This is a genomic window from Chroococcidiopsis sp. TS-821, assembly GCF_002939305.1.
In the GTDB taxonomy this organism is placed as follows: domain Bacteria; phylum Cyanobacteriota; class Cyanobacteriia; order Cyanobacteriales; family Chroococcidiopsidaceae; genus Chroogloeocystis.
In genome coordinates, this window is sequence record NZ_MVDI01000003.1 from 544,536 (window position 1) to 569,273 (window position 24,738).

The 24,738-nt window shown below is 43.3% G+C and carries 20 protein-coding genes, 1 tRNA gene, 1 rRNA gene and 2 pseudogenes; 13 read left to right on the top strand and 11 right to left on the bottom strand.

What is annotated here, in order from left to right; all coding sequences use genetic code 11:
* Window positions 1-29: 29 nt before the first annotated feature.
* Both B1A85_RS12900 and B1A85_RS12905 read right to left on the bottom strand, forming a co-directional pair.
* Complete coding sequence (locus B1A85_RS12900) at window positions 30-1,556, bottom strand: NADH-quinone oxidoreductase subunit M (protein ID WP_104547300.1); 1,527 nt, start codon at window positions 1,554-1,556, stop codon at window positions 30-32.
* A 157-nt stretch (window positions 1,557-1,713) separates the two neighbouring features.
* Window positions 1,714-3,600 (bottom strand): NAD(P)H-quinone oxidoreductase subunit F, encoded by a 1,887-nt coding sequence (locus tag B1A85_RS12905; RefSeq protein WP_246841411.1) that lies wholly within the window; start codon window positions 3,598-3,600, stop codon window positions 1,714-1,716.
* Window positions 3,601-4,247: 647 nt separating this feature from the next.
* Here B1A85_RS12905 and B1A85_RS12910 point away from each other — a divergent pair.
* Window positions 4,248-5,432 (top strand): DUF3747 domain-containing protein, encoded by a 1,185-nt coding sequence (locus B1A85_RS12910; protein WP_104547302.1) that lies wholly within the window; start codon window positions 4,248-4,250, stop codon window positions 5,430-5,432.
* Between the two features lie 198 nt (window positions 5,433-5,630).
* Here the strand turns inward: B1A85_RS12910 and B1A85_RS12915 are convergent, their stop codons facing one another.
* Window positions 5,631-6,323: a GntR family transcriptional regulator gene (locus B1A85_RS12915; RefSeq protein ID WP_104547303.1), complete on the bottom strand. Its 693-nt coding sequence runs from the start codon at window positions 6,321-6,323 to the stop codon at window positions 5,631-5,633.
* A gap of 216 nt (window positions 6,324-6,539) precedes the next feature.
* Here B1A85_RS12915 and B1A85_RS12920 point away from each other — a divergent pair, with 216 nt between their 5' ends.
* The 6 genes and pseudogenes from B1A85_RS12920 (at window position 6,540) to B1A85_RS12945 (ending at window position 12,010) form a co-directional block, all read left to right on the top strand.
* Window positions 6,540-7,613: an ABC transporter substrate-binding protein gene (locus B1A85_RS12920; protein WP_104547304.1), complete on the top strand. Its 1,074-nt coding sequence runs from the start codon at window positions 6,540-6,542 to the stop codon at window positions 7,611-7,613.
* 53 nt (window positions 7,614-7,666) lie between these two features.
* Window positions 7,667-8,107 carry an ATP-binding cassette domain-containing protein gene (locus B1A85_RS12925; protein ID WP_104547305.1) on the top strand — a complete coding sequence of 147 codons (441 nt, stop codon included), beginning with the start codon at window positions 7,667-7,669 and terminating at the stop codon, window positions 8,105-8,107.
* Window positions 8,025-8,345, top strand: a pseudogene (locus tag B1A85_RS12930) (ABC transporter permease); the annotation flags it as partial. The gene B1A85_RS12925 and the pseudogene B1A85_RS12930, both read left to right, overlap by 83 nt.
* A gap of 47 nt (window positions 8,346-8,392) precedes the next feature.
* The gene (locus tag B1A85_RS12935; protein ID WP_104547306.1) at window positions 8,393-9,448 is read left to right on the top strand and encodes an aromatic ring-hydroxylating dioxygenase subunit alpha; all 1,056 of its coding nucleotides are present in this window, start codon (window positions 8,393-8,395) and stop codon (window positions 9,446-9,448) included.
* Window positions 9,448-10,488 (top strand): aromatic ring-hydroxylating dioxygenase subunit alpha, encoded by a 1,041-nt coding sequence (locus B1A85_RS12940; protein ID WP_104547307.1) that lies wholly within the window; start codon window positions 9,448-9,450, stop codon window positions 10,486-10,488. Before B1A85_RS12935 ends, B1A85_RS12940 begins: the two co-directional genes overlap by 1 nt.
* A 121-nt stretch (window positions 10,489-10,609) precedes the next feature.
* Complete coding sequence (locus B1A85_RS12945; protein WP_104547308.1) at window positions 10,610-12,010, top strand: amidohydrolase; 1,401 nt, start codon at window positions 10,610-10,612, stop codon at window positions 12,008-12,010.
* Between the two features lie 104 nt (window positions 12,011-12,114).
* Here B1A85_RS12945 and B1A85_RS12950 read toward each other — a convergent pair whose 3' ends face one another.
* A complete protein-coding gene (locus B1A85_RS12950; RefSeq protein ID WP_339376927.1) occupies window positions 12,115-12,756 on the bottom strand; it encodes a TraX family protein in 642 nt (213 codons plus the stop codon).
* Window positions 12,757-12,875: 119 nt separating this feature from the next.
* On the opposite strand from B1A85_RS12950, the gene B1A85_RS12955 reads away from it, so the two are divergent.
* From B1A85_RS12955 to argJ, 5 genes are all read left to right on the top strand, one after another.
* Window positions 12,876-13,148, top strand: a complete 273-nt coding sequence (locus B1A85_RS12955) for a hypothetical protein (protein ID WP_104547309.1) — start codon at window positions 12,876-12,878, stop codon at window positions 13,146-13,148.
* 92 nt (window positions 13,149-13,240) lie between these two features.
* Window positions 13,241-14,305 (top strand): A/G-specific adenine glycosylase, encoded by a 1,065-nt coding sequence (mutY, locus tag B1A85_RS12960; protein ID WP_104547310.1) that lies wholly within the window; start codon window positions 13,241-13,243, stop codon window positions 14,303-14,305.
* A 100-nt stretch (window positions 14,306-14,405) separates the two neighbouring features.
* Window positions 14,406-14,852: an endonuclease NucS domain-containing protein gene (locus tag B1A85_RS12965; protein ID WP_104547311.1), complete on the top strand. Its 447-nt coding sequence runs from the start codon at window positions 14,406-14,408 to the stop codon at window positions 14,850-14,852.
* Between the two features lie 565 nt (window positions 14,853-15,417).
* Window positions 15,418-16,902 carry an Asp-tRNA(Asn)/Glu-tRNA(Gln) amidotransferase subunit GatB gene (gatB, locus tag B1A85_RS12970; RefSeq protein ID WP_104547312.1) on the top strand — a complete coding sequence of 495 codons (1,485 nt, stop codon included), beginning with the start codon at window positions 15,418-15,420 and terminating at the stop codon, window positions 16,900-16,902.
* Window positions 16,903-17,154: 252 nt separating this feature from the next.
* Window positions 17,155-18,492, top strand: coding sequence for a bifunctional ornithine acetyltransferase/N-acetylglutamate synthase (gene argJ / locus B1A85_RS12975; RefSeq protein WP_104547313.1), 1,338 nt, complete (start codon window positions 17,155-17,157; stop codon window positions 18,490-18,492).
* A 165-nt stretch (window positions 18,493-18,657) separates the two neighbouring features.
* Here argJ and B1A85_RS26145 read toward each other — a convergent pair.
* From B1A85_RS26145 to B1A85_RS13005, 6 genes and pseudogenes are all read right to left on the bottom strand, one after another.
* Window positions 18,658-19,024 (bottom strand): annotated as a pseudogene (locus B1A85_RS26145) (hypothetical protein).
* Between the two features lie 201 nt (window positions 19,025-19,225).
* Window positions 19,226-20,293: an NAD(P)H-dependent oxidoreductase gene (locus B1A85_RS12985; RefSeq protein WP_104547314.1), complete on the bottom strand. Its 1,068-nt coding sequence runs from the start codon at window positions 20,291-20,293 to the stop codon at window positions 19,226-19,228.
* A 100-nt stretch (window positions 20,294-20,393) separates the two neighbouring features.
* Entirely contained in the window at window positions 20,394-21,581 is a 1,188-nt protein-coding gene (locus B1A85_RS12990; RefSeq protein WP_104547315.1) for an FAD-binding oxidoreductase, read from the bottom strand.
* 19 nt (window positions 21,582-21,600) lie between these two features.
* The gene (locus B1A85_RS12995) at window positions 21,601-22,272 is read right to left on the bottom strand and encodes a queuosine precursor transporter (RefSeq protein WP_210404417.1); all 672 of its coding nucleotides are present in this window, start codon (window positions 22,270-22,272) and stop codon (window positions 21,601-21,603) included.
* Window positions 22,273-22,366: 94 nt separating this feature from the next.
* A tRNA-Ser gene (locus tag B1A85_RS13000) sits at window positions 22,367-22,451 on the bottom strand.
* A gap of 47 nt (window positions 22,452-22,498) precedes the next feature.
* Complete coding sequence (locus B1A85_RS13005) at window positions 22,499-23,425, bottom strand: TIGR04168 family protein (protein WP_104547317.1); 927 nt, start codon at window positions 23,423-23,425, stop codon at window positions 22,499-22,501.
* 170 nt (window positions 23,426-23,595) lie between these two features.
* On the opposite strand from B1A85_RS13005, the gene nadA reads away from it, so the two are divergent.
* Entirely contained in the window at window positions 23,596-24,555 is a 960-nt protein-coding gene (gene nadA, locus B1A85_RS13010; protein ID WP_104547318.1) for a quinolinate synthase NadA, read from the top strand.
* A 56-nt stretch (window positions 24,556-24,611) separates the two neighbouring features.
* Here the strand turns inward: nadA and rrf are convergent.
* Window positions 24,612-24,729 (bottom strand): 5S ribosomal RNA (rrf, locus tag B1A85_RS13015).
* Window positions 24,730-24,738 lie beyond the last annotated feature (9 nt).

A 24,738-nucleotide genomic window follows, 5' to 3' on the forward strand; every position in this document is an offset into this window, starting at 1 on the left:
AATCCATCCATCTAAAATGCAGCTAGTCACTATTCACTAGCTGCGAGCCACTTACTGACTCCTCGCTCACCACTTTTAACCCCTACATTTTCTATTGCAGGAATCGTTGCTACCATTGCAGTTGTTGTTGGTTCGCTCCAACGCACTAACCAAGTTGGTTGTACTCCCAAAAAGAGAATTAAACCTGCTAAAACGAAAGCGGGAATTTTTTCAGACCAAACTACTTTGGGATAGTATGCGAGATTGTTGTCGAGTTTTCCAAAGCAAGTGCGATTGAGTAGAATCACAAAGTAAACTGCGGTTAAACCTGTTGCAACAACGCATAAAAGAGTTTGAACCGGAAAAACCGAGAAGCTGCCCTGAAAGACAATAAATTCGGCAATAAATCCCGTCATTCCAGGAATACCTGCGCTAGCCATACCACTTAAGACAAGGAGGGCGCTAATCACTGGTAAACCGCGAATTGGACTCATTAACCCATTCAGCTTATCTAATTCACGAGTACCGACTTTAGTTTCTACGACTCCAACTAGGTGGAATAAGATCGCCAAGATGATACCATGACTGACCATTTGCGAAACTGCACCAACAAGCGCCAAAGCAGTGCTAGCAGCAGATGCTAAAAGTACGTAGCCCATATGACCGATTGAACTAAAGGCTACCATGCGTTTGATATCCTTTTGCGCGATCGCCGCTAATGCCCCATAAATCGCACTCACTGCACCCCAAATGGCGAGTGTTGGTGCAACAGTTGCCCAAGCTTCGGGAAATAAACCCATACCAAAGCGCAAAATACCATAAGTTCCTAACTTTGCTAAAACTCCACCCAACAGAATTGCGATCGGTGCAGAAGCTTCGACATAAGCATCGGGTAGCCACGTATGGAAGGGAACTAAAGGAATTTTGATTCCAAAACCGAGAACAATACCTGCTAGCAGTATAAGTTGTAACGTTATCGATAAAGTTTGCGTTGCTAGCGTATCGTAAGCAAAACTAGAAGCACCAGTTAGCCATACTATACCTAAAAATGCGGCTAGAATTAGCGCGCCAGATACGGCAGTGTAAATCAAAAACTTAATTGCAGCATAGGCACGTTTTTCTCCACCCCAGATTGAAATGAGTAGATAGAAAGGAATTAATTCAAGTTCGTAGAACAAGAAAAACAGTAAAAGGTTTTGAGCAGCAAATGCACCTGCTACCCCACCGCTCACAAGCAAAACAAGTGAGTAGAAAAGTCGCGGACGTTCGGTTTGCTTAGCACTACTGTAGATTGCAATCCAAGTTAGCAAACTATTCAGTACCAGCATCAGAATAGATAAGCCATCAGTTCCGAGTTGATAGCTTAATCCTAAAGTTTCATTCCAAGGAATGTTTTCTAAAAACTGCATTCCTGGATTCAGAAGGTCAAACTTGATTAGAAGAAAAATATTCCATGCAAAAGTAAAACCAGCAATGAGGAGTGCTGCCAGGCGAATGCGTTCTGAGGGAATACTTTTAGGAAAGAGCGCTATAAGTGTTGCGCCTAAAATAGGCAACCAAATCAAAACACTGAGCATAAAATCTATCTACCTAACATTTTTAATGATGTGTTTCTTCTGTTGTCCGAGTATCTTCAAGTGAATAATCTGGCTGTCGATATTGTTACTAGCAGTTAGTTGTTAGTTAATAGTCACTAGCGACTATTAACTCTTCTGTCTTTCTTCAATATAGAAATTAGGAATTGAGGATGACAGAAATGTATGAGTACATCAAATCTAAAAACTGATCTCCCCAAAACTGCCAACTCATTAAAACTCCGAATAACCCTACGCCCAGTAACACGGTGAAAGCATAAAATTGTGTTTGACCAGAAGTACTATACTTCAATCCTTCTCCACCAAAAATTGAAATCAAACCAACCAAATTAACGATACCATCAACAACAAAGCGGTCAACAATATCGGTAACTTTGGAAATGATATCTACACTAAAAACGATACTTAGGCGATACAGATTTGGCGTGTAAAAATCATAAGCAATGAGGTCTTGCAATCCTTTCCATGGAAGACGTACTGGTTTAGCAATTGCATTACCTAGGTAAATAACGCCACTTATACTGCAACCAAAGATACTTGACCAAATTAATAGTAAAGCCACATCTTTGTTGAGCATTTCCCAACTAGGTAATAGGGCTAAACTTTGCAACACCAATGGTAGGTGTAATGTGAAAGCAAGTAATATAACCATCGGCAATGCCATCGGCCAATGAATTTCTGGCGATCGCTCGCTCATTTGCTTCGGCTTACCGCCAAACACTAAACTAAATTCTCGCGTTAAACTGAACGCAGTCAAAGCATTGACAACAATAATTACTCCTACTAACCAAGGTTGCGTTTCCCATAGCGCTGATGCAAGTTTGAGTAATGCCCAAAAACTACCCAACGGCGGAAAACCAATTAATCCCAACGTACCGACGATAAATGCAATACCAGACACCGGACGACGCGACCACAATCCACCGAGTAGTGTTACGTCTTGGGTAATACTATTCCAAACAATCGCACCGGTACTCATCACCAAAAGCGCAGCAGCAACAGCATGAGTCAGTACTAATAACAACGCCGCTTCATCCTGTTGCGTACCAACAGCGATAAACACCAAACCCATGTAAGCACTCACCGAATACGATAAACAGCGTTTGATATCAATTTGAGCGATCGCAATCAAAGAACCACCCACCGCAGTCACTGCACCAATTCCTACCAACACAGACATGACAATTGGAGATAGTGCCAACACGGGTTGCAATTTAATTAATACCCATGCACCACTCACAACAACGACAGAATTCCGCAAAATTGTACTAGGAATGGGACCTTCCATTGCTTCATCTAACCACAGATGCAATGGAAACTGCGCGCATTTACCCATTGGTCCTGCAATTAATGCTAAACCAATGGGTGTTATCACTTTTAGATCGACGTTTGCCGTCGCCGCCCACTCTGCAAGTTCAGTAAAGTTCCAAGTTCCTGCTAGCGGTAATAACGCCAACACTCCCATCAATAGAAATAAGTCACCAACACGCTTTGTTAAGAAAGCATCTCTTGCACCTGTGACTACTAAAGGTTGACTAAACCATAACCCTACTAATAAATAAGTGCCCAACGTGAGGATTTCCAGAATTACATAGCTGAAAAACAGCGAGTTGCACAACGCCAGTGCACACAATCCAGCTTCAAATAAACCGAGTAGGGAATAAAACCTTGCCCAACCCCAGTCCATTTCCATGTAGCCAAAGCCGTAAACTTGTGCGAGCAAATTTATACCAGTAATAACAACGAGTGCAGCAACACTAACCGAAGATACTTCGATGGCGATCGTGAGATCTAAACCCGCAGTATTTAACCAAGGAATAAATATCTGTTGCGGTGGTTGATGCCAAGTTGCTGGTAAGCTCAGTACGCTATGTAAAAATGCCAGAAAAGTCATTATAAAATTGACGTATCCTGCGGGTCTTGGTCCTGTACGCCGTATGATTCCTGGCGACCAAGGTACAGCTAAAAGCCCACCAATTAAGGCATAGCAAGGTACAAGCCAGACACTCTGGATGAGAAACTCCATCAGAATTGCCTCTAAATCTCGACACGACTAAAAAATTTTCATACTAAGGCATGAGACTTACGAAACTGGAATAGTACCAACTCACGCTTTAGTTATTTAGTTATTTGATTTAAATAAAAGTTTAACTTTTTGAGTGTTAAAAATAAATTATTGCTCTAATGGAATCTACGATGGTTTCTATAATTTTTATTTATTAGTAACGCCTATCGCCGAGTTTACTAATAGTAATCATTGATTTTTACTTATGCTAATCACAATCCCTAAGTTATATTCAATGTCACGGATAGACGATTATCTATAGTAAAAGCTGAGTGTGTTGGGAAGCGATCGCTTGAATTGAATCATACCATCAGCACTAAGGAATAAATGAGTGAGTTTAAGCTACTGGGATGACTAGACGCAAGCGAGCATTGCGAATCACTTTCACAGTCCGCGTTTCTCCCGTTAGAGTTTTGCGATTTCTATAACACCTGGGATTAGTGTTAAAACTTGTTACAAACAACAGGCTAACAAAGCGCCGATCTGGTACAACTGCGGCGATCGCTAATGGTTTCCGATGTTTCTGCTGCGAAAAGCGCAGTTAAGAGTACCATCGTTGAACAGTAGCAGCGATAGTACTGTCAACAGTGCTCCTGGTGTGAGGTTTTATGAGATTTGGAAAGATAGTTACTCTTGCAATTCAACGTCATGTAGCGATACTTGCTGCTATGGGAACAATGAGTGTATTGAGTCCTGCACTTGCTGCGACGTTCAGTCAAGAAGAAGTTGAGCAAAATAAATTTATTGCGATCGCTGCACCAGTAGGTAACGGTGGTCGTCAACTACTCATCCTAGAACAACAGTCTGATGAACGAGCCTGCTGGAGTGAGAGTGGTACCGATCCTGTTGTTGTAGAGCCACTGCTATTGCAATTTGATTTCACAGGAATTTGCGGGCGCAGTACAGATAGCAATGGTTACTCGATTCGCATGGCAGAACAAGATCTTGGTTTACACTACAGGTTGAGTATCATTGAGCGCGATGGCGAGTTCGTGCTGGTTGGAGTTTCTAATCGCGATCGCCAAACTCCTCCTATTGAAATTGGCAGAACTCGCGGTATCCACTCAGGCTTTACAAAAATTCATCTACAACCTGGTTGGCAGTTTACGAAAAGAACATTTCGAGGCAAGAGTGTAGGTCATGTCTATCTTAGTAGCAGCCTTGCACCTCCCGCTGACGTTCCACCTTCTTTTGCTTTTCCAGATATTGCTAACAATGTTTATGCCAAAGAAATCCAACAAGCTGTCGCATTAGGTTTTGTAGCTGGATTTGCGCAAGACAATACTTTTCGACCAGAAGTCGCCTTAACGAGAGAGCAACTGGTTTCGTTAGTGTTAGGAGCCTTAGATACAGTCCCAAATGCGAATCTTAACTTACCTACTGCGACCGCAACTTCACCCTATCCTGATGTAGAGGCTACGCGTTGGAGTGCTGCCAAAATTGGCTGGGCAAAAGATAACCAAATTATTAGCGGCTATGCAGATGGAACTTTCCGCCCCACTCAGACAGTTACGCGTGCTGAATTGATGGCGGTATTGCGTCGGGCAGCAGAATTTGCTAAGTCTACTCGCGGGCTTGGGACAACACTCACGCTACAACAGCCAGCAACAGCCTTTTCCGATACAACAGGACACTGGGCATCTGAGACTATTTCCCAAATGTCCTCCTATTGCCGCGTCGCTTCTCCACCTAACGAAGTGGGAACTGCCTTTGCACCAGATTCGGAGACGCACAGAAGTTATGCTGCGGCAGCAACTGTGCGCATGCTCGACTGCGTCAAACAAGAGTCGTAATAGCATTTCTTAACTAGAAGGCAGTCAAGTCCGCGATCGCATTGTTACTGAATATTATGCGATCGCGCCTACTTGTTTGATGTCAACACCGGTCAACAAATGGCTTATCATACCAATTCTTTAAAAAAGAGCCACAAATAATTTCTCCCCTGCTTCCTGAAGCTGCCTTTTTGTAACAACTTTAAAGTAATATGGTAGTCAGGTCATATATAATCGCGCAACTCCTTCCTTAATGACCTCTACAAGTTGCTCTTGTCGCAAGCTCACATGAGCGGACATACAATTTATAGCCGCTTCCACATTGCGTTCTTGTATAGCTGTTAAGATGAGTTGATGTTCGTCGCAAGTGTTGTGACGATAATGCGCTTTTTCCATCGAAATCAGGCGCAGGTAATGAGCGCGAGCATTGATCGCTTGCAGGGAGTGTAATAGTTCGGTGTTTTGTGACAACATCGCGATCTGCTCGTGAAAGCGTTCGTCGCATCGAGCGCACTCCAGCGGTGACAACTCGCTAAAGTTTTGTGCGGCTTTTTTCCAAAACGTCACTAACTTGTCTACTTCCGCATCGGTAGCCCGCTCTGTAGCTAGTTTTGCACTCATCATCTCTAGCCCACACCGCACCTCATACAAATCGAAAATCATTTTGGTGTCAAGTGCTCGACAAGAAAAGCCGCGTCGCGGTACGAAATCTAACAACCCTTCTGCGACTAAACGGTTCAGCACTTCTCGCAGTGGCGTACGACTCACCCCAAACGAGGCTGCAAGTTCTACTTCGTTGAGCGGTTCTCCTGGACGAAATTTATAATTCATCGCCATTTGCTTTAGTTGCTCGTAGATGCGATCGACGCTGCTGTTGCTGGTACGAGTTGTAGATCTTGAACTTTTCATCATCAATTCCTGACAAAGGTAATCGTTAACGGTAGTCAGTGATACGGAAAACTCTTTTATAAGCTTTTAGTCTTTTGTATACAAAGCTGAATACAACAATGTATTTCGAGCTGTATATCTAGAATACTCGAATATTTAGCCATGTAGCTTTAGTCATTGAGCATCATTGCTGGTACTTGCCGGAAATACCCGATTTAAGAACTCTTTTACCAAAAAATCATGTACAACACTAAATCATCTTTCCAAGCTTTAAATCGTCGTAAGTTTCTCAAGTATGGATCGCTAGCATTAGGAACTGGACTTCTCTCAGCTTGCGTTGGAAACTCAACTAACACAACGAATGCAGAAACTACGAGTTCTACAACATCGGGTAAATTAGACAAAGTTAGTCTGGGGACAAGTTGGTTTGCGCAGGCTGAACACGGCGGCTTCTATCAAGCAGTTGCCACAGGACTTTATCAAGAACATGGACTCGATGTATCCATTAGAATGGGTGGTCCTCAAGTCAATGGCAATCAACTACTAATGGCGGGAACCGTTGACTTTAAGATGGGCTACGCGATTGATGCTATCAAGGCAATTGAATCAGGGATTCCTAAAATCACGGTAGCGGCTATGTTCCAAAAAGATCCGCAAGCATTGCTAGCACATCCTAATGCTGGTAACGATAGTTTTGAGGATCTCAAAGGGAAAAAGATTTTACTTTCTACGAGCGCTCATACGACTTTTTGGCCTTTCCTCAAGCAAAAATATGGCTACAGCGACAGTCAAATTGGCGTTTATACCTTTAACGTAGGTCCGTTTGTCGCAGATAAAAACTTAGTTCAACAGGGATACATTACTTCAGAACCACACAAAATTGAGCAAGAAGGCGGTTTTAAGCCAGTAGAACTGTTAATGGCAGACCACGGCTACACGCCCTACAGTTCTACGATTGAAGCAAAACGCGAGTTAGTAGAACGCAATCCTGACTTGGTACAGCGGTTCGTGGATGCTTCGATCAAAGGTTGGTACAGCTATCTCGAAGATCCGGCTCCTGCAAATGTACTCATTAAACAAGACAACCCTGAAATGACCGATGAACAGCTTGCTTATAGTTTGAGCAAGATTAATGAATACGGCATTGTCAAAAGTGGTGATGCTGAAACGTTAGGCATTGGTGCAATGACACAAAAACGCTGGACAGAAATTTATACCAGCATGGTTGAGGCAGGAGTATTTCAGCCAAACTTAAACTACCAAGAAGCCTTTACGCTTGATTTTGTCAATAAAGGCGTGAATGCATACGTATAGAACTCAATGCAACTAATCTGAATTTACCAAAATTTATCTCTGCAATAATCACTATGCACGCGTCGCCGATCATTTCCCTGGAAAACGTTTCTAAAGCCTATAGCAACGGCACGATCGCACTTCAGAATTTGAATTTAGAAATTGCACCCGCAACACTTGTGAGTTTAGTAGGACCTTCGGGGTGCGGTAAAAGTACCGTATTACGCCTGATTGCTGGGTTAGGCAATATGACAACAGGTACAATTACCTGGAATCGTCATCACGCTCAGCACAAGTTAGCCTACGTGTTTCAAGAAGCAGCATTGTTGCCTTGGGCTACTGTACTGGATAACGTGCGATTGCCGCTAAAACTCGCGAAAATGCCGCAGCGGCAAACTCTACTCGCAGCGTCAGAAGCGATCGCTTCTGTTTTATCGTGCCTCGCGGTGGCAAACGTTGCTGTATATGCGGCTGCCGCATGGATTACCCTACTTCTTGGCAGGGTTACGTATTAGCGGTGGCTTAGCACTGATTGGTGCAGTGGTTGCAGAGTTTGTGGCTGGCACAGGAGGCACTAGTTCGGGATTAGCCTATCAGATTTTGATGTCTGGATATAACTTGCAAATTCCACGCATGTTTGCGGCATTGCTGTTAATCACCTTGTCAGGAATTGCCATATTTACCTTGCTAACTTGGCTCTCAAATGCTTTTTTGAAAAACTGGCACGAGAGTGCAGTAATACACGAAAACTAAGACTTTTTCCCTCTGCCTTCTTTTATATTCAACTTGGAGAACAACTCATGCTCGTGACTCAACAACCTGTTCTACGGCGTTTTTGGTATCCAGTCGTACCGATCGCTCAACTTTCTACTGAACATCCCTATCCCTTTCAACTACTTGGTCAAAAGATTGTGCTGTGGTTGAATTCATCAAAACAGCCTGTTGCTGTTGCAGACAAATGCTGTCATCGTTCGGCACAGTTATCAAAGGGCGCGATCGCCAACGGTTGCATCCGCTGTCCTTATCACGGTTGGGCTTTTAACGGAGAAGGTAAGTGTGTTAACGTGCCACAATTCAAGCCAGAGCAACCAATTCCTGCAAGTTATCGAGTAGCAGCTTTTCAATGTGTAGAACGCTATGACTACGCTTGGGTATGCTTGGGCGATCCTTTACACCCGATTCCTGATATTCCTGAAGCGGATGATTCCAGCTTTCGCATGATTCACGAGTTCTATGAAACTTGGCAAGTGAGTGGACTGCGGGTGATTGAAAACTCTTTCGACAGTGCGCACGGACACTTTGTTCATGCAAGTTCCTGGGGCGATCAAGGCAATCCAGTTCCACCGCCAATCGATGAAATTACCGAAACTGAGACGGGTTTTGTGATGAAGCATTGGCTAGAAGTGTTAAACCCCGAACTGCAAAAGAAAAATTTAGGCATTGCTACTGAAAAAACAATCCGCACAAATGAACGACGCTGGTTTATGCCGTTTGCGCGTACTCTGAAAATTCAGTACCCCAATGGGCTAAATCACTTAATTTTTACCGCCTACACCCCAATTGACGATCGCACTTCACAACTGGTGCAATTTTGCTTGCGAAATGATACCGAAGCGGAGGCGAAAGCAGCAGATATTATTGCTTTTGACCGTCAGGTAACACAAGAAGACCGCGACATTCTAGAAACCACCGAATACGACGCACCGCTTTCTTTAGCAGAAGAACAGCACATGGCATCGGATAGACCAGGGATAATCATTCGCCACCGCTTAGCGGCACTATTACGGCAACATGGCGAGGTCGAACAACGCCGCTTGCAGCAGCAACCCACCTTGCAAGCTCAAGGAGTAAGCTAATGTTAGTCACGCAACAACCTGTTCTCAAACGCTTTTGGTATCCTGTCATGCCAATGGCTCAACTATCCAGCCAGCCGCAATCGTTTGTGTTATTAGGACAAGCGATCGCGCTTTGGCTTGATGAAAAAGGGCAACCTGCTGCTGTAGCAGATCGATGCTGCCATCGTTCCGCACAACTCTCCAAAGGAGATATTATCGATGGTTGCGTGCGCTGTCCCTATCACGGTTGGTTCTTTGACCGCCAAGGAACTTGTGTGGCGGTTCCGCAACTGAAACCTGAGCAAAGCATTCCCGCTAGCTATCGAGTGCCGTCGTACAAGTGCGCTGAACGTTATGGCTATGTATGGGTGTGCCTGCATGACGATCCACTGCTGCCTATTCCTTATATTCCCGAAGCAGAAGATCCTGCGATGCGGCTCATTCCGCAATTTTATGAACCTTGGCAGTGCAGCGGATTGCGTTTAATGGAGAACTCCTTCGACAATGCTCACTTTAGCTTTGTTCATGCAGAATCCTTCGGCAATCAACAACAGCCCGAACCCGCTTCCTCGGAAATAAGTTCTCTCGAATATGGTTTGCAAGTTCAAGCAACGATTCCTGTCGTTAATCCACCCACACAACGCAAAAACCTCAATATTGAGGATGAAGTTACCGTGCGTTATGTAGTTTCAACTTGGTATATGCCTTTTAGCCGCACGTTGAAAATTACTTATCCCAACGGATTGATGCATCTCATCTTTACTGCTGCAACTCCGGTAAGCGATCGCATTTCGCAAGTTGTGCAATTTTGTATTCGTAATGATACCGAAGCGGATGCCAAAGCTGCTGATATTGTTGCGTTCGACCGACAGGTGACGCAAGAAGATAAACTCGTGCTAGAAACGACAGATTATGATACGCCCCTAGATATCAATGCCGAACAGCATATGCCTTCAGATCAGCCAGGTATTATCATGCGACGCAAGCTAGCCGCTTTACTCAAAGCACACGGTGAAGTAGAACAACGCTTAGAAATGCTGGTGTCATCTCGTTCGATTTGAGCGAATATCCAGATTCGTAGATCGAGGCTGGTAACTGGTCATTGGTAATAGTATCTCATCCCCAATTACCGATTACCAATTACCTCTCACCAGACATATCGCAATTACCAATAATTAAATCATGTCTGTCTTAATTCATAACGTTTTGATTCCTGATGGAGGTTCGACAACTTCGGCTTCTGTGCATTTGAAGGGCGATCGCATTCACCAAGTCTATTTTGCCAGCGCTTCAATTCCTGTGTCTGATGATACTTGGATTGATGGACGCGATAAGTTGTTGCTACCAGGCTTTGTCAATGCTCATACGCATTCATCGCAAGTATGGCAACGCGGGTTGATTCCGCAACTACCTTTAGAATTATGGCTAGCAGATGTCTTTGATTCGACTCCTACTAACCTAGAGCAGTTTTATCTAGGGGCAGTCAGTACAGCAGTAGATACACTGTTATCTGGAGGTACTTGTCTAATCGACCACGCCTATGTCGTGCCAGGACAAGAATTAGAAACCGTCGCAGCGCTCGTTAAAGGTTATAAACAAGTTGGTATTCGTGCTTTTATTGCACCATTAATTCAAGACCTACCGTTTGTGGCTGGGTTGCCAAAAGGTTGCACGCTGCCTCATCATCCCTATCCTCGCTCCACAACTGACATTTTGTCACTGATGGAAGCGATTATCAAACAGTTTCACGACCCCGATTCAGGTATTTATATTGCCTTGGGTCCAACTGGCTTTCATCGTTGTAGTGACGAACTGCTAGTAGGTTGCGCTGACTTGGGCAATCGATTTAACTTGTGTTTTCACACTCACTTGCTAGAGACACGGGCACAACAGCAGCTAGCACAGGAACGCTACGGCGAAACGGCTGTGCAACATTTACAACGTCTGGGTGTTTTAGGCGATCGCACAACTTTAGCACACAGCGTCTGGCTCACCGCAGATGATATCGCTATCCTTGCACAAACAGGGGCAACAGTGGTACACAATCCCGTCAGTAACTTGCGTTTGGGTAGTGGAATTGCACCTATTTTAAAATGCTTGCAAGCAGGAGTTAATGTTGCATTTGGTTGTGATGGAGCCGCAAGTAATGACGCGCAAAGTCTCTTAGAAGTCGTGAAGTTGAGTACTATTTTGCATACTATCACTGACCCAGATTATCAGCACTGGCTATCTCCGCATACCGTATTGCAAATGGCGGCTCAAAATGGTGCTCGTGGTGTGGGATTAGAGCAACTTGGAATGATTTCTTCTGGTAATATTGCTGATGTAGTATTGTATAATTTGGCGCATCCTTCATTGTTACCTTGTAACGATCCATTGCAATTGCTAGTGTTAGGTAGACCAACAGATGTTGTCGAGCGAGTGTGGGTTAATGGCAAGCTGATTGTCGAGGAAGGTAGTGTGAAGACGGTAGATGTAGCAGCACTACACCAAGAATTACGCGATCGCACTCGCTATGCTCAGTCGCATCAATCTCTTTTGCTGAACCAAATTGAGACACATTACCGACAAATGCTTCTTTAGCTCTCAAAATCAAACAGTAATACTGTACATTTGAATTTTATTAACATTGACTTACTAACCGCGCTTATGCAGCAAACGCAAGCGATCGGTAAATGACCGTTCACTTAAAACCGCACCTGGCTTAACCGAAAGATGAGAAACAACACGAGTAGATGCAATGGATAAAAGCTGTAAAACCAACGTGCGGAAGCTCCTTTTTGTTGATTTGCAAAATGGATAAATACTGGAGTGACAATCGCCGGAAGTTGAAAAACATTTGACACTGCGATCGCATCAAATAAATGCAACCCCATCCACGCTAACCACCAATGAATTGTTGGTGTAAATATTGACAGCAAGCACATCGCCGCCACACCATAAGCACCATACTCGACGCGGAGTAATTCTGCTGCGATAATTCCCAAAACCCAAATTAAATATTTATACTCTCGCCACTTGCGACTCAAGCGCAAGGTAATCAACCCCAGCGACAATGTAAACAGAATATTCGGACGTGTCCCTGAAAGCGTGAGGACATATAAAGGCTGACTCAACAAACCCAAAAGCACAAGTCTTTGTAAGTATCGCGGAAAACTGCGAGTATATCTTTCGCCTTGGGCTAATAGCCACGCAAACAGCGGAAAACTCAGACGCCCAATCACGCGAAACATGAAAACTTGGGGAAAAAAGACAATACCCACATGGTCGATTACCATGAAAATCGCAGCTAGCAATTTGATTTGATAGTTGTTAAGCTGCAATTTCAACGTTCTAGTACCACCATGATGATAAACACACTATACGTAACCGCAGCCTCTCACGAAAGTTACTAGCACTTAACGGCACTTCCTAACTTCATTCTAAACAACTTCAATAAACCGTAGATATGACGCTGTGCTTTAAAGCAAATGGCAAACCTGACTTGAACGCAATTCCTGATTGGCTAGCGGTAGAATTTTCGTTTGCAGCCAAAGAATCTTACTTTTATAGTGTGTGTGTTGTACCAGAAATTGCTAATGTTGCCTTAATTTTAGGAACGCTAGAACACGATGGTACACCCGCAGGCTGGATTGCACATTTGCAAAATTTAGGCTTTGAAGAGGTTATGCAAGTATCTTGTAGCGAATTTTTTAGTCCGAGGGCGGATCGCGATCGCTAGTCCTATTCAATTCGGTTGATTAATGGTGATAAAAAGAGTGAAGGGTGACTAGTGGCTAATCTGGTTATTCAACCGGAGACGATAATTACATTATGCATTTTTGCGTAGAGAAACTTCTGCAATGGTACGACAATCACCAGCGATACTTACCCTGGCGTCAGGAAATTAATATTTATCACACCTGGGTGAGTGAAGTGATGAGTCAACAAACTGTGTTGGCTGCGGTTGTTCCTAAATTTTCCAAATTTATCGAACAGCTACCTACAGTGTACGACCTTGCCAAGTGTGATGAAGAAACATTACGTCAACTCTGGTCAGGATTAGGCTACTACGCACGGGCGCGGAACTTGCAAAAAGGCGCAAAAATGATTATCGAACAGCTTGACGGTTGTTTTCCGCAATCGTACGATGAATGGTTGAAAATTCCTGGATGTGGTGCTTATACCGCAGCAGCGATCGCTAGTATCTGTTATCAAGAAAAAGTTGCGTGTGTTGATGGTAACGTCATCCGCGTTGTCAGTCGTTTACTCGCTTTATCCGACGTTTGGAGTCAATCAGGACAATCTGCAATTCAAGCATATGTTAATGACATCATTCCTGCCGAACGTCCTGGCGATTTCAATCAAGCAATGATGGAATTAGGCGCGACAATTTGTCGGAAATCAAACCCGTTATGCGATCGCTGTCCTTTTCAACAATCTTGTCTCGCATTTACGCATAATTGCGTTACCCAGTATCCGCTCAAAAAACCGCGACGCACTTCAATTAATATTGAGTTGTTTGCATTAATTATTTGGTATAAAAAAAATGATACATTTGCCTTTGTCAAGCGAACAAAAGGATTTTTAAAAAATACTATCGGTTTCCCTTTAGTAAGTACAGATGAAGTAGCAGAACTAGAAAGCACTCTACACTCATTGCCAGTGCAAATCTTTCAATCTACCAACAGATTTTCTCATACCATCACTCATCATCGTATTTCTGGCAGAATTGCGATCGTGCAAGTGACACAACAGACTACTGATGTTGCATTGATTCTACAGAAACTTGGATTTTTAGCACCTATTGATTGGGTAAAGAGAAGCGATATCATCGCAAAACTCGCGACTACATTAGATAAAAAAGCTTTTCAACTGTTTTCAATGCAGAATCAGTAGCGATCGCACCCTTTGCGTTCTTTGTGTCCTTCGTGGTTCGGTTCCGTATTTGTACTTATAGATAATAATAAAACTATACAAGCTTTGTTCTTTTGATTGTATGCTGAAGAAAGTCGATGGAAATTGGCATTTTGCAAGTGAGAATAATTTAGAAGATTTCGCTTGGAGTAAGTTAAATAACCTGTTTGGGCTGTCCCCGTTAAAACGACAATACAGAGTGTATGGTGATGTTTGCGATATCTTGGCACGAGATGAAAATTCTAGATTAGTAATTATAGAACTTAAAAATGCTGAAGACAGGTACATCGTTCAACAACTCACGCGCTATTACCACAGCGTGTTAGAGGAAAAACCTCTTCAGCCGCATATCAATTATCAACTTCCTATTCGACTTCTTGCGATCGCTCCTAGTTTTCATCGCCACAACTGGATAAACCGCAAATACTATAAATTAAAACTTGATATCTCTTTTACACTCAATCCGCAACAGCATCATATTTACATACAGCTAACAGATTTAGATACAAAGAAAGCTACAACAGAATAAGTTACGAATATATCAGCTATTAAAAAAGTCAAAATCTCGCAATCAAACAATACAATATTTACCGAAACAGGCGGAATCACTTATTCTAAATCAGTTGTGCTTGTTAAGAACGCTTAACTGCTATCGGAGTTGTTAGTCGATTGGGTGGTAGATACCTATGTTGGCACATCTACCGAAAGGAGTAACTATAAATACAAGATAAGTACAGTTTGGCGATCGCTCAATGCGAGCCTAAGTTCTTGAGGAATCCATCTCCATCCAAGCACCATACAACCGCAACAACCCAACGTTCTCTCTGTGCCCGACAATACATGTTTGATGTTCTAACTGTAAATTCTAGGGACGTAGAAATTTCAAACTTCATGGAATACCACAAATACTGGGTTAACAGCATCTTAATGCTGCACAAATTCCCCTAGCAACAATCACTCAAAAAGTATGCATGAATTGCACAAAATGTCAATGACGATTCCTCAGTAGCTAATCAACACTGAACTTAAACGCCATTCAGTTAATTGCGGTCTACAATAGTAGCCTAATAAGAATATAGCTGCTTAGTTTGATTATGACTACTGCTACTGCGGTAAAAACCGAGTATGAAGCGATTATTGGTTTAGAAACCCATTGTCAGCTGAGTACAAAAACTAAAATATTTTCGAGTAGCTCGACTGAGTTTGGTGCAGACCCCAATACTAACATTGACCCGATTTGTATGGGTTTGCCTGGGGTGTTACCTGTTTTGAACGAAAAAGTTCTAGAATACGCCGTTAAAGCAGGTTTAGCGCTCAATTGCGAGATTGCCAAATACAGCAAATTTGACCGGAAACAATATTTTTATCCCGATTTACCAAAGAACTACCAAATTTCACAATACGACTTGCCGATCGCACAACACGGTTGGTTAGAAATTGAACTTGTTGATAGTGATGGTAATCCTATACGCAAACGCATTGGCATCACGCGCTTGCACATGGAAGAAGATGCGGGAAAGTTAGTTCATGCAGGAAGCGATCGCCTTTCTGGTTCAACTTATTCACTCGTAGATTACAACCGCGCGGGCGTACCATTAGTGGAAATTGTCTCAGAACCTGATATGCGATCGGGACAAGAAGCCGCTGAATACGCGCAAGAACTCCGCCGCATTCTCCGTTACCTGGGTGTGAGTGACGGGAATATGCAAGAAGGTTCACTGCGGTGCGATGTCAACATCTCAGTGCGTCCGGTGGGACAAAAAGAGTTTGGCACGAAAGTTGAAATTAAGAATATGAACTCGTTCAACGCGATTCAACGCGCGATTGAATACGAAATTGAGCGTCAAATTGCTGCAATAGAAGCGGGAGAAAGAATCATTCAAGAAACGCGCTTGTGGGAAGAAGGCGCGCAACGCACAATTAGTATGCGTACCAAAGAAGGTTCTAGCGATTACCGCTACTTCCCCGAACCGGATTTAGCACCAATTGAAGTCACAAACGAACAACTCGAAAAGTGGCGCAGCGAACTTCCCGAACTTCCCGCGCAAAAACGTCGTCGTTATGAATCCGAATTAGGGCTTTCAGCATACGATGCACGCGTACTCACGGACGATCGCGCCGTAGCTGAATATTTTGAAGCCGCGATCGCATCCGGTGCATCGGCGAAACAAGCTGCAAACTGGATTATGGGTGATATTGCAGCCTACCTGAATAAAAATAAACTAGGTATTAACGACATTGCACTTACACCCGCAGCTCTTGCCGAACTCGTCACGTTGATTGAAGACAACACAATCAGCGGTAAAATCGCTAAAGACATCTTACCAGAGTTATTAACAAAAGGTGGTTCGCCAAAAGCGATCGTCGAACGTGATAACCTAGGTCAAATCTCAGATGCGGGTGCTTTAGAACAAGCGATCGATCGAGTGATCGCTGCCAACCCCAAAGAACTCGAACAGTATCGTAACGGTAAAACCAAACTTCTTGGCTTTTTTGTCGGAAAAGTTCTCAAAGAAACAGGCGGACGTGCCGATCCAAAGTTGACGAATCAATTATTGGCGAAAAAGCTTAATAATTAGGGTATCGATAATTGGTCAGTAGTAATTGGTTGCACAAAACCGATTATCCATCACCTGTTACCAATACTTAACAAAAAATCTAGAATCACGAGTAAATCAATGCTATCTAACCTGGTATACTTTGCAGAGTAGATGCACCCTGATGATCGGGAGAGTCACACAAAAGACTCTCCTTTTTTATTCAGATTGGCGTAAAATGACGAAATATTAGAGGTAGTTCCACAGCGATAAGCGGGATTAAAGGCAGAGAGTATGTCACAATGGCAGGAAATTCAGGGTGGCGTGACTGCTCCCAGAGGGTATAAAGCAGCAGGAATAGCAGCAGGATTAAAACCTTCAGGACTTCCAGATTTAGCATTGATTGTGTCCGATGTCGAAGCGATCGCCGCAGGTGTTTTTACTACATCCCAAGTCCGCGCCGCGTGTGTAGACTACTGTCGTCAACGGTTGCAAGCAAAACCCAGCGCTAGAGCAATATTATGTAATGCCGGACAAGCTAACGCCTCGACAGGTTCGCAAGGATGGCTCGATACTTTAGAAAGTGCGATGCTACTAGGGCAAGCGCTGAATATTCCTTCTGATTCAGTACTGATTGCTTCCACAGGCGTCATCGGGCGCAGAATTCATATGGATGCGCTCAAAGCCGGAATTCCTAAACTTGTCGCCGCTGCTTCTGAAACAGGTTCTGATGATGCTGCGCAAGCAATCGTCACGACAGATTTAGTCACAAAATCCGTTGCTTTAGAAACAACAATAGGCGATCGCCCTGTGCGCATTGGTGGAATTGCCAAAGGTTCAGGGATGATTCATCCCAATATGGCAACGATGCTCGCTTTTGTTACCTGTGATGCTGTCGTGTCTCCCTCATTATGGCAGCAAATGCTCAGCCGCGCCGCCGATAAAAGCTTTAACCAAATCACGGTGGATGGCGATACCAGCACCAATGATACGCTGATTGCACTCGCCAACGGTCAATCGCGTACTCCCGCAATTACAGACATGGGATCTGAAGCTGAGAAGCTAGAAGCAATGCTAACCGAAGTATGTCAGCATCTTGCAAAAGCTGTTGCGCGTGATGGTGAAGGTGCAACATGTTTAATTGAAGTGCAAGTTAGTGGCGCGACAGATGAAGAGTCTGCAAGAAAAGTTGCCAGAACAATTGCAGGTTCATCTTTAGTCAAGTCTGCAATCTTTGGGCGCGATCCCAATTGGGGAAGAATTGCAGCCGCCGCAGGGCGTGCAGGAGTTCCCTTCGAGCAAGAAAACTTGCAAATCAAACTAGGTGATTTTGAGTTGATGCAAAATGGCGAACCATTACCGTTTGATCGTGCTGGTGCAAGTGCATATTTGAAACAAACAGCGGAGGCGTCTTCCGTACCGAAAGAAGCTGTTGCAACAATGAGTCATGATTTTTCTGTCACTGAAGCTGGAATATCACTACCATTTGACCGCGCAAATGCGCCACAACAAAGAATTGATAACCCTGTGATTATTGCCGTAAGTATTGGTAATGGTTCGGGTTTTGGTAAAGCTTGGGGCTGCGACTTAAGTTACGACTACGTCAAGATTAATGCCGAGTATACAACTTGATAAGCAACAAATCAAGTATAACGAAGCGTGAATAATCGACTGCAATTAGCGCATTCCCAATTACCAATTTGCGTTTTCAATATTATGCAGCAGATTTTTATTATTGGAACAAGTGGTTCAAAATATATGACTTTAGCACGTCAAGTTATGAATTATAGATTTAACTCAAAACTTTGAATTCTTTCCACGAGCTTTCCGATCTTTTCCCCCTGGAAGCAGAACTAAATCTTCACTTATAGTTGCAGGTATTTTTTTTACGGTATAAAACTATATTAATAGTAAAAATTTCTGAGCTACTAAAATCACTTGCTCTCTATCAACCATTTCACTAACCTGGAATTTACTGTAGCCTCCACCCAATACTTCTACACTTGCATCGCGAACTGCAGACTCAAATTCATCTTCTAGGATCGAGTCCCACTCATCCAAATTTAGATAATAATGCTTGGATGTTACGTAGAATAGCTTGCCTATTCATCCCTTCTAATTCATCCACAATAGCCAAAGCATCTGTGTAGCGCCCTTCTATAATACTTTTTCTTAAATCTACAAGTTCCTAAACTATATTGACTGCTCTTGAGGTTTGGTAGTATTGGCACGAATAGTGCTTGGAAGCTGTATTTATACTATCTTGGTAGCAATTGAAGGAATACTGAGATGCTATAAGCGATCGCCTACTCGTATTAACCTGAAGGAGAATGGCTTAATCCATTCCCCTATGATTTATTTCATCCTAATCACGCAGTTTTTTGCCTTCACTTTTGTGGAAGGATAGTGTTGCGTCTTGATTGAGTCCTTGCGCTTGTTGTTCTGCTGGTGAAGAATCTTTAGGAGGAATTCCTAAGCCCATGCGTACATTACGCCAGCCTAACTTAATATCTTCCCACAAGTGACTGGGTGGTTTGTAACCGTAGGCGCGATACTTGTTGGGTGGAACTTTCCCTTTTCGGCGGACAAAGTCTGCAAAAGCATCCGTCCAAGCATCAAATTTCTCGTAAAAATTCGGTTCTTTCTCAATATCTTCAGCTTGGTTATCGCTGTATTTTTTACCGTGACCGATTTCTACATAGCGCCAGAGGCGATCTGGAACTTCAATTCCACTGTAACGAGATTGCCAAACAAGTGGTGCATAAGCATTGCGTTCATTCTCAAAAGGTTCTTCTTCTGGATCGAAGTAGTGTTTATGTTTGAGGTGTTTGGGACGACCTGTAGAATCGAGTTCATCAGCGCCATTATCTCCGTAACAGAAAAAGCCTGCTGTTCGCCCTTCTAAGTGATTCATACTCAACTCTTCCCACTCTGGAGAGTGTTCGAGTTGCATTGCTTTTTCAGGGTCTTTATGATCGATTAAGTCTTCACGAGGATTACCGCCACTCATACACACCAAACGATCGAACATCAGCTTTAAATTACTACTTGGTGCATACCAGTTAATTGGACCAATAATCGCCCACGCATCTGCAAGATCGAGACGGGAATATAAATCGAGATTCCACATCAAGTCGGGTTCAGCTTTACTATTAGGCTCATAACAATTGCAAGGCCATACACACAGCGCCATTGAAGTTGACGCACAAGCGTTACAGCTTTGAATATGTTCGCGGGCGTAAACGTTACCAAGATCCTCGTAGTCAATTTCCCAATCTTGCGGAAGGCGTTCTGCCATGCGTAGCATCAATGTGCGTGACTTAGAATCAACTCCAGGACAATTATACTGACGGCGATTTGACCCAGAAATGATTAATACTCGAAACGGGCGTTCTTCTACTGGAAGTTTCCCATTTTCATCGTTCGGTTTCATCGTTATATCGATATCAAGTGCTCAGTACCCATTTAACCGAATTGCCGAAGTGTAGAAGAACATCTATAGGAGTAATTATTGGCTACTTGCTTTTTTCGTCTCACTCGTTAATCCTCGTCCCTTTCAAGTGCATTCGCGCTGGGGTAAGCTGAGGAATAATGTCATCAGGTCGACCTGCTACTGAATGGGCAAATCGTTGTGCTAAGGGGGGTATGAGGACTAAGGGATTGCTAAAGCCTGAGAAAATATGGATACCCTCAAAATTAGGAATAGCCCCAATCAAAGGTAGGCGATCGCGACTAAAAGCAACTAAGCAATGATGCCATGTTCCTGGTAAGTTTTTAAGTTTTGGTAATATCTTGCCAATACTATTTCTAAGTGCTGTTTCGCTACTAACCGCGTCGATAGGTGCGAAAGGTTCTGTGAGTACCCGACTCATTTGACCCAAATACAATCGGCGATCGCGAAATTGAATTGCTCCTGGATCTAAAATTGGTGGCAATGGCTCGTTTCCAGAATTCCATACACTATCATCTTTTGTAGACTCTGCTTCTAATTGAAATCTTTTCAATACCGCTGGCATAACGAGGGTGCGCAACTCGACATCGACAGGTGGAGTGGCGATGATTTCTGCATGGGTAAAATAGATGCGCACTGCAATTCCAGCTGATTTAAGCAATGCGCGACTCAAGCCACCCGCGCAGACAACTGTATTTGCTGCATGGTAAGTGTTAGTTTTTGTTTTCACGCCAATAATGCGTTGACCTTCTCGCAGTAACTCCCACACCTGCGCCACGTACATTGTACCACCCGCACGTAAGAATGCTTGGATGTACGCTTCGGCAAGTTTTTCTGCATGGATGTGTCCGTGTTTTACCGTTAACGCCCCCGCGATCGCATCTTTATTCAATAATGGTTCTAATTCGCATGCTTCATCAACACTTAGTAATTTGGGTGGAATCGCAAATTGTGCATAAGATGCTGCTACAGTTTCTGGGTTGTCGTCGCGATCAATCGTCAAGAGTAGATCTAATTCCCGAAACTCGGTATCGGCGTTTAGCTCTTGCGATAGCAAGCGGTGACGGGTAATTCCTTCTTCACATAGTTGCTTCGTTAAATTGGTTGTCCCTGACCAATACGCTAAACCACCATAACTGTAACAAGTAGCATTGTGTGGCGTTGCTTCTTTTTCAAGGAGTAATACAGCAAAGCCTTGTTTAACTAACTCATAGCTTAATGCTGCACCTGTAATTCCACCGCCAATTACAATCCAGTCATAAGTTTTCATCAGGAGTGTTCTCTGTTAACTAACCTGAGTGGAATGGATTAAAATCTGTGTTGATATCGTAGTAATCTTCCTTCTCCTGTTGCTTCAACCAGCCTGTAGTCCAGTACGTGACAGGAGTAAATAAAATTTCCACTCCACATTTGAATAAGTAGTTTGACACAATAAGTGTCCACAATAAATTATTCGGGACAACGCCGCTAAACGCAACCAGAATAAATATTGCTGTATCTAAAATTTGACCAACTAAAGTGGAACCAATTGTCCGCATCCACAACCATCGTCCGTGAGTAACAACCTTTAATTTTGCTAACACAAACGAGTTAGCAAATTCACCAATAAAATATGCAACTAAACTTGCTGCCACAATTCTGGGTGTAAGTCCAAGAATTTGGTTGTAGGCTGTTTGATATTGCCAATCTGGTGCAGGCGGGAGAATTCCTACAACAATAAATGTCACAGACATTAACAAAGCTGAGAAAAATCCTAGCCAAATTACTTTACGCGATCGCGCATAGCCATAAACCTCTGTCAGAACGTCTCCAAAAATATAGCTTAGGGGAAACAATAACGTCCCGCCATCAAAGGTAAACGGTCCTAGAGTGACAATTTTTGTCGAAGTGACATTTGAGATGAGTAGTACCGTAACAAACAACGCGGCGATCATGTCTAGATGTTTATACGCTTTGGACACCGAATAATATCCTACTTAGTACTGACTCAACATATAAGGAGCAATTTTATTTATTTGCCAAATCCTTGAATAGACGCAGACATTGCTGTAACAACGGAGAGGGGGAGATTCGAACTCCCGGAAGCTTTCACTTCATCCGATTTCAAGTCGGACGCAATCGACCACTCTGCCACCTCTCCAATTTGACTTCTAGCAGTTAGCTATTAGCCATAATACATTCTATCAGTTATGCTGACTGCATTAAAGAGCTACTATTTTGATAAAGAATTTGTTCAGACGCTATTTTGTAGTTTTGATGTAGCCACACTAGGGAAACTTGAGTTACAGTGCTGTTGTGCAAATATACAAGCGAAAAATTCCGCTGGCGATCGCTTCCCCTTTGTACGATGCGAGGAACACTTGCTGCATTCAGATAGACTGTTCCTTGTGCAACACTAATTGCCTTGCGTAGTTGCTGTTGCGTGTGGCGCAGTTTGTGATGCATATGACCAAAAGTCACCAAAGGAATATTTTTTCCGGCTGCGCGAGTTTGCGCGATCGCTTCTGCAAAGTCAGGATCGCCAAAATCACCTCCTAGCGGTTGCCAATCCTTACCACAAGGATCTTCAGCGCGATCGCCGAGTCCCAATGGACCATTATGTCCAAGAAAGATAATATTATCGTATTGCGCACTTTCGGCTGCGGCTACCATTAAAGCGGTAGATTCAGCAAAACTAGTGACACCAAACCTTTCTTGGTAAAAATTTGCATTTTTCCACGTTGCACCTCCCCAGCTAAAGGGACGGCTACCGACAACGCTGAGATTAAACTCTGGAAAGTCGCGTTTTTGGTAACCAACATGGCTTTCCCCTAGTAAATCAATTTGTTGCTGTACCCAGTCTTCTTGTTCGCGGTTGTAAGGACACTTCTTGCGTCCCCAATCGGTGGCAGTATACCAAGCATCGTGATTGCCAAAAACAGCGGCTTTGGGAATTTCTAAGGCAGCGATCGCCCGTACAACTTCTACTGATTCGTTACCAAAATCGCCCACAAATAGTACTAAATCTACACCCAAGTGTTGTAGTGCAATGCCATCTTCAGCTTCCCACTGATCGTGAATATCTCCAACTACAGCAATTTTTATCAGGCGATCGTATGTTATCTGACTGGTCATGCTATTTTCCTTTCCTGTCCTTTTCCAGGATAGAAAAGCTTTCTAGTGTTTGGCAGAAATAGAGCTTTGGAATTTGCGCTCCCAATCGAAATTTGTAGCAAAGTCCATTTTGGTAAAAACTACTATAATTAAGAAGATTACGACTTAATTAATCTCGATAATTCTTAACTGTGTTTACAACTGCACCAGCCGCAACGAAACCACCAATCGATTTATTTGCAGCAATTGAAGAATTAAAGAAACAGATGAATGCTGTTATTCTGGCACATTATTACCAAGAGCCAGACATTCAGGATATTGCTGACTATATTGGTGACTCATTAGGACTTTCTCGTCAAGCAGCCAGCACAGACGCTGATATCATTGTTTTCGCCGGCGTGCATTTTATGGCAGAAACAGCTAAGATTCTCAACCCCGATAAGCTTGTACTTCTACCTGATTTAGCCGCGGGATGTTCTTTAGCTGATAGTTGTCCGCCCAAAGCCTTTGCCGCTTTCAAAGCAGCGCATCCAGAGCATTTAGTAATTTCTTACATCAACTGCACTGCCGAAATTAAGGCAATGAGCGACATTATTTGTACTAGTTCTAATGCAGTTGAAATTGTACGTCAAATTCCAGAAAATCAACCAATCATCTTTGCTCCAGATCGTAACCTCGGACAATATGTAATCCAGCAGACTGGGAGAGACTTGCTACTTTGGCAAGGCAGTTGTATTGTGCATGAAACATTTTCAGAACGCAAAATAATACAACTAAAAGCCGAGCATCCAGAGGCTGAAGTCATTGCGCATCCCGAATGTGAAAGTGCTGTCCTCCGTCATGCTCATTATATTGGTTCTACAACTGCTCTCCTTAAATACTGTCAGCAAAGTCATGCACAAGCTTTCATCGTAGCTACAGAACCAGGTATTATTCACCAAATGCAAAAGCAACAGCCTAGCAAAATCTTTATTCCTGCGCCTCCCATCAGTAGCTGTGCTTGTAACGAGTGTCCTTATATGCGTTTAAACACTTTGGAAAAACTGTATTGGGCAATGAGAAATCGTAGCCCACAAATCAACCTTGCAGAATCAACACGCTTAGCAGCTTTGAAACCTATTCAAAAAATGCTGGAAATGAGTAGTAAATAAAGCTTTACATGTACAAAGCCTCCCCTAGTAAGAGAGGAGGCTTAAGTTAATATTTAACCTGGCACGGAGCTATTGTCCCGCGGGGCGACCCCCGGAGTATCGTCGCCGCTGCAGCGTTTCACCTCTGAGTTCGGGATGGAGTCAGCGTGGTTCCACTGCGCTAACCGCACCAGGAAGCTTGTC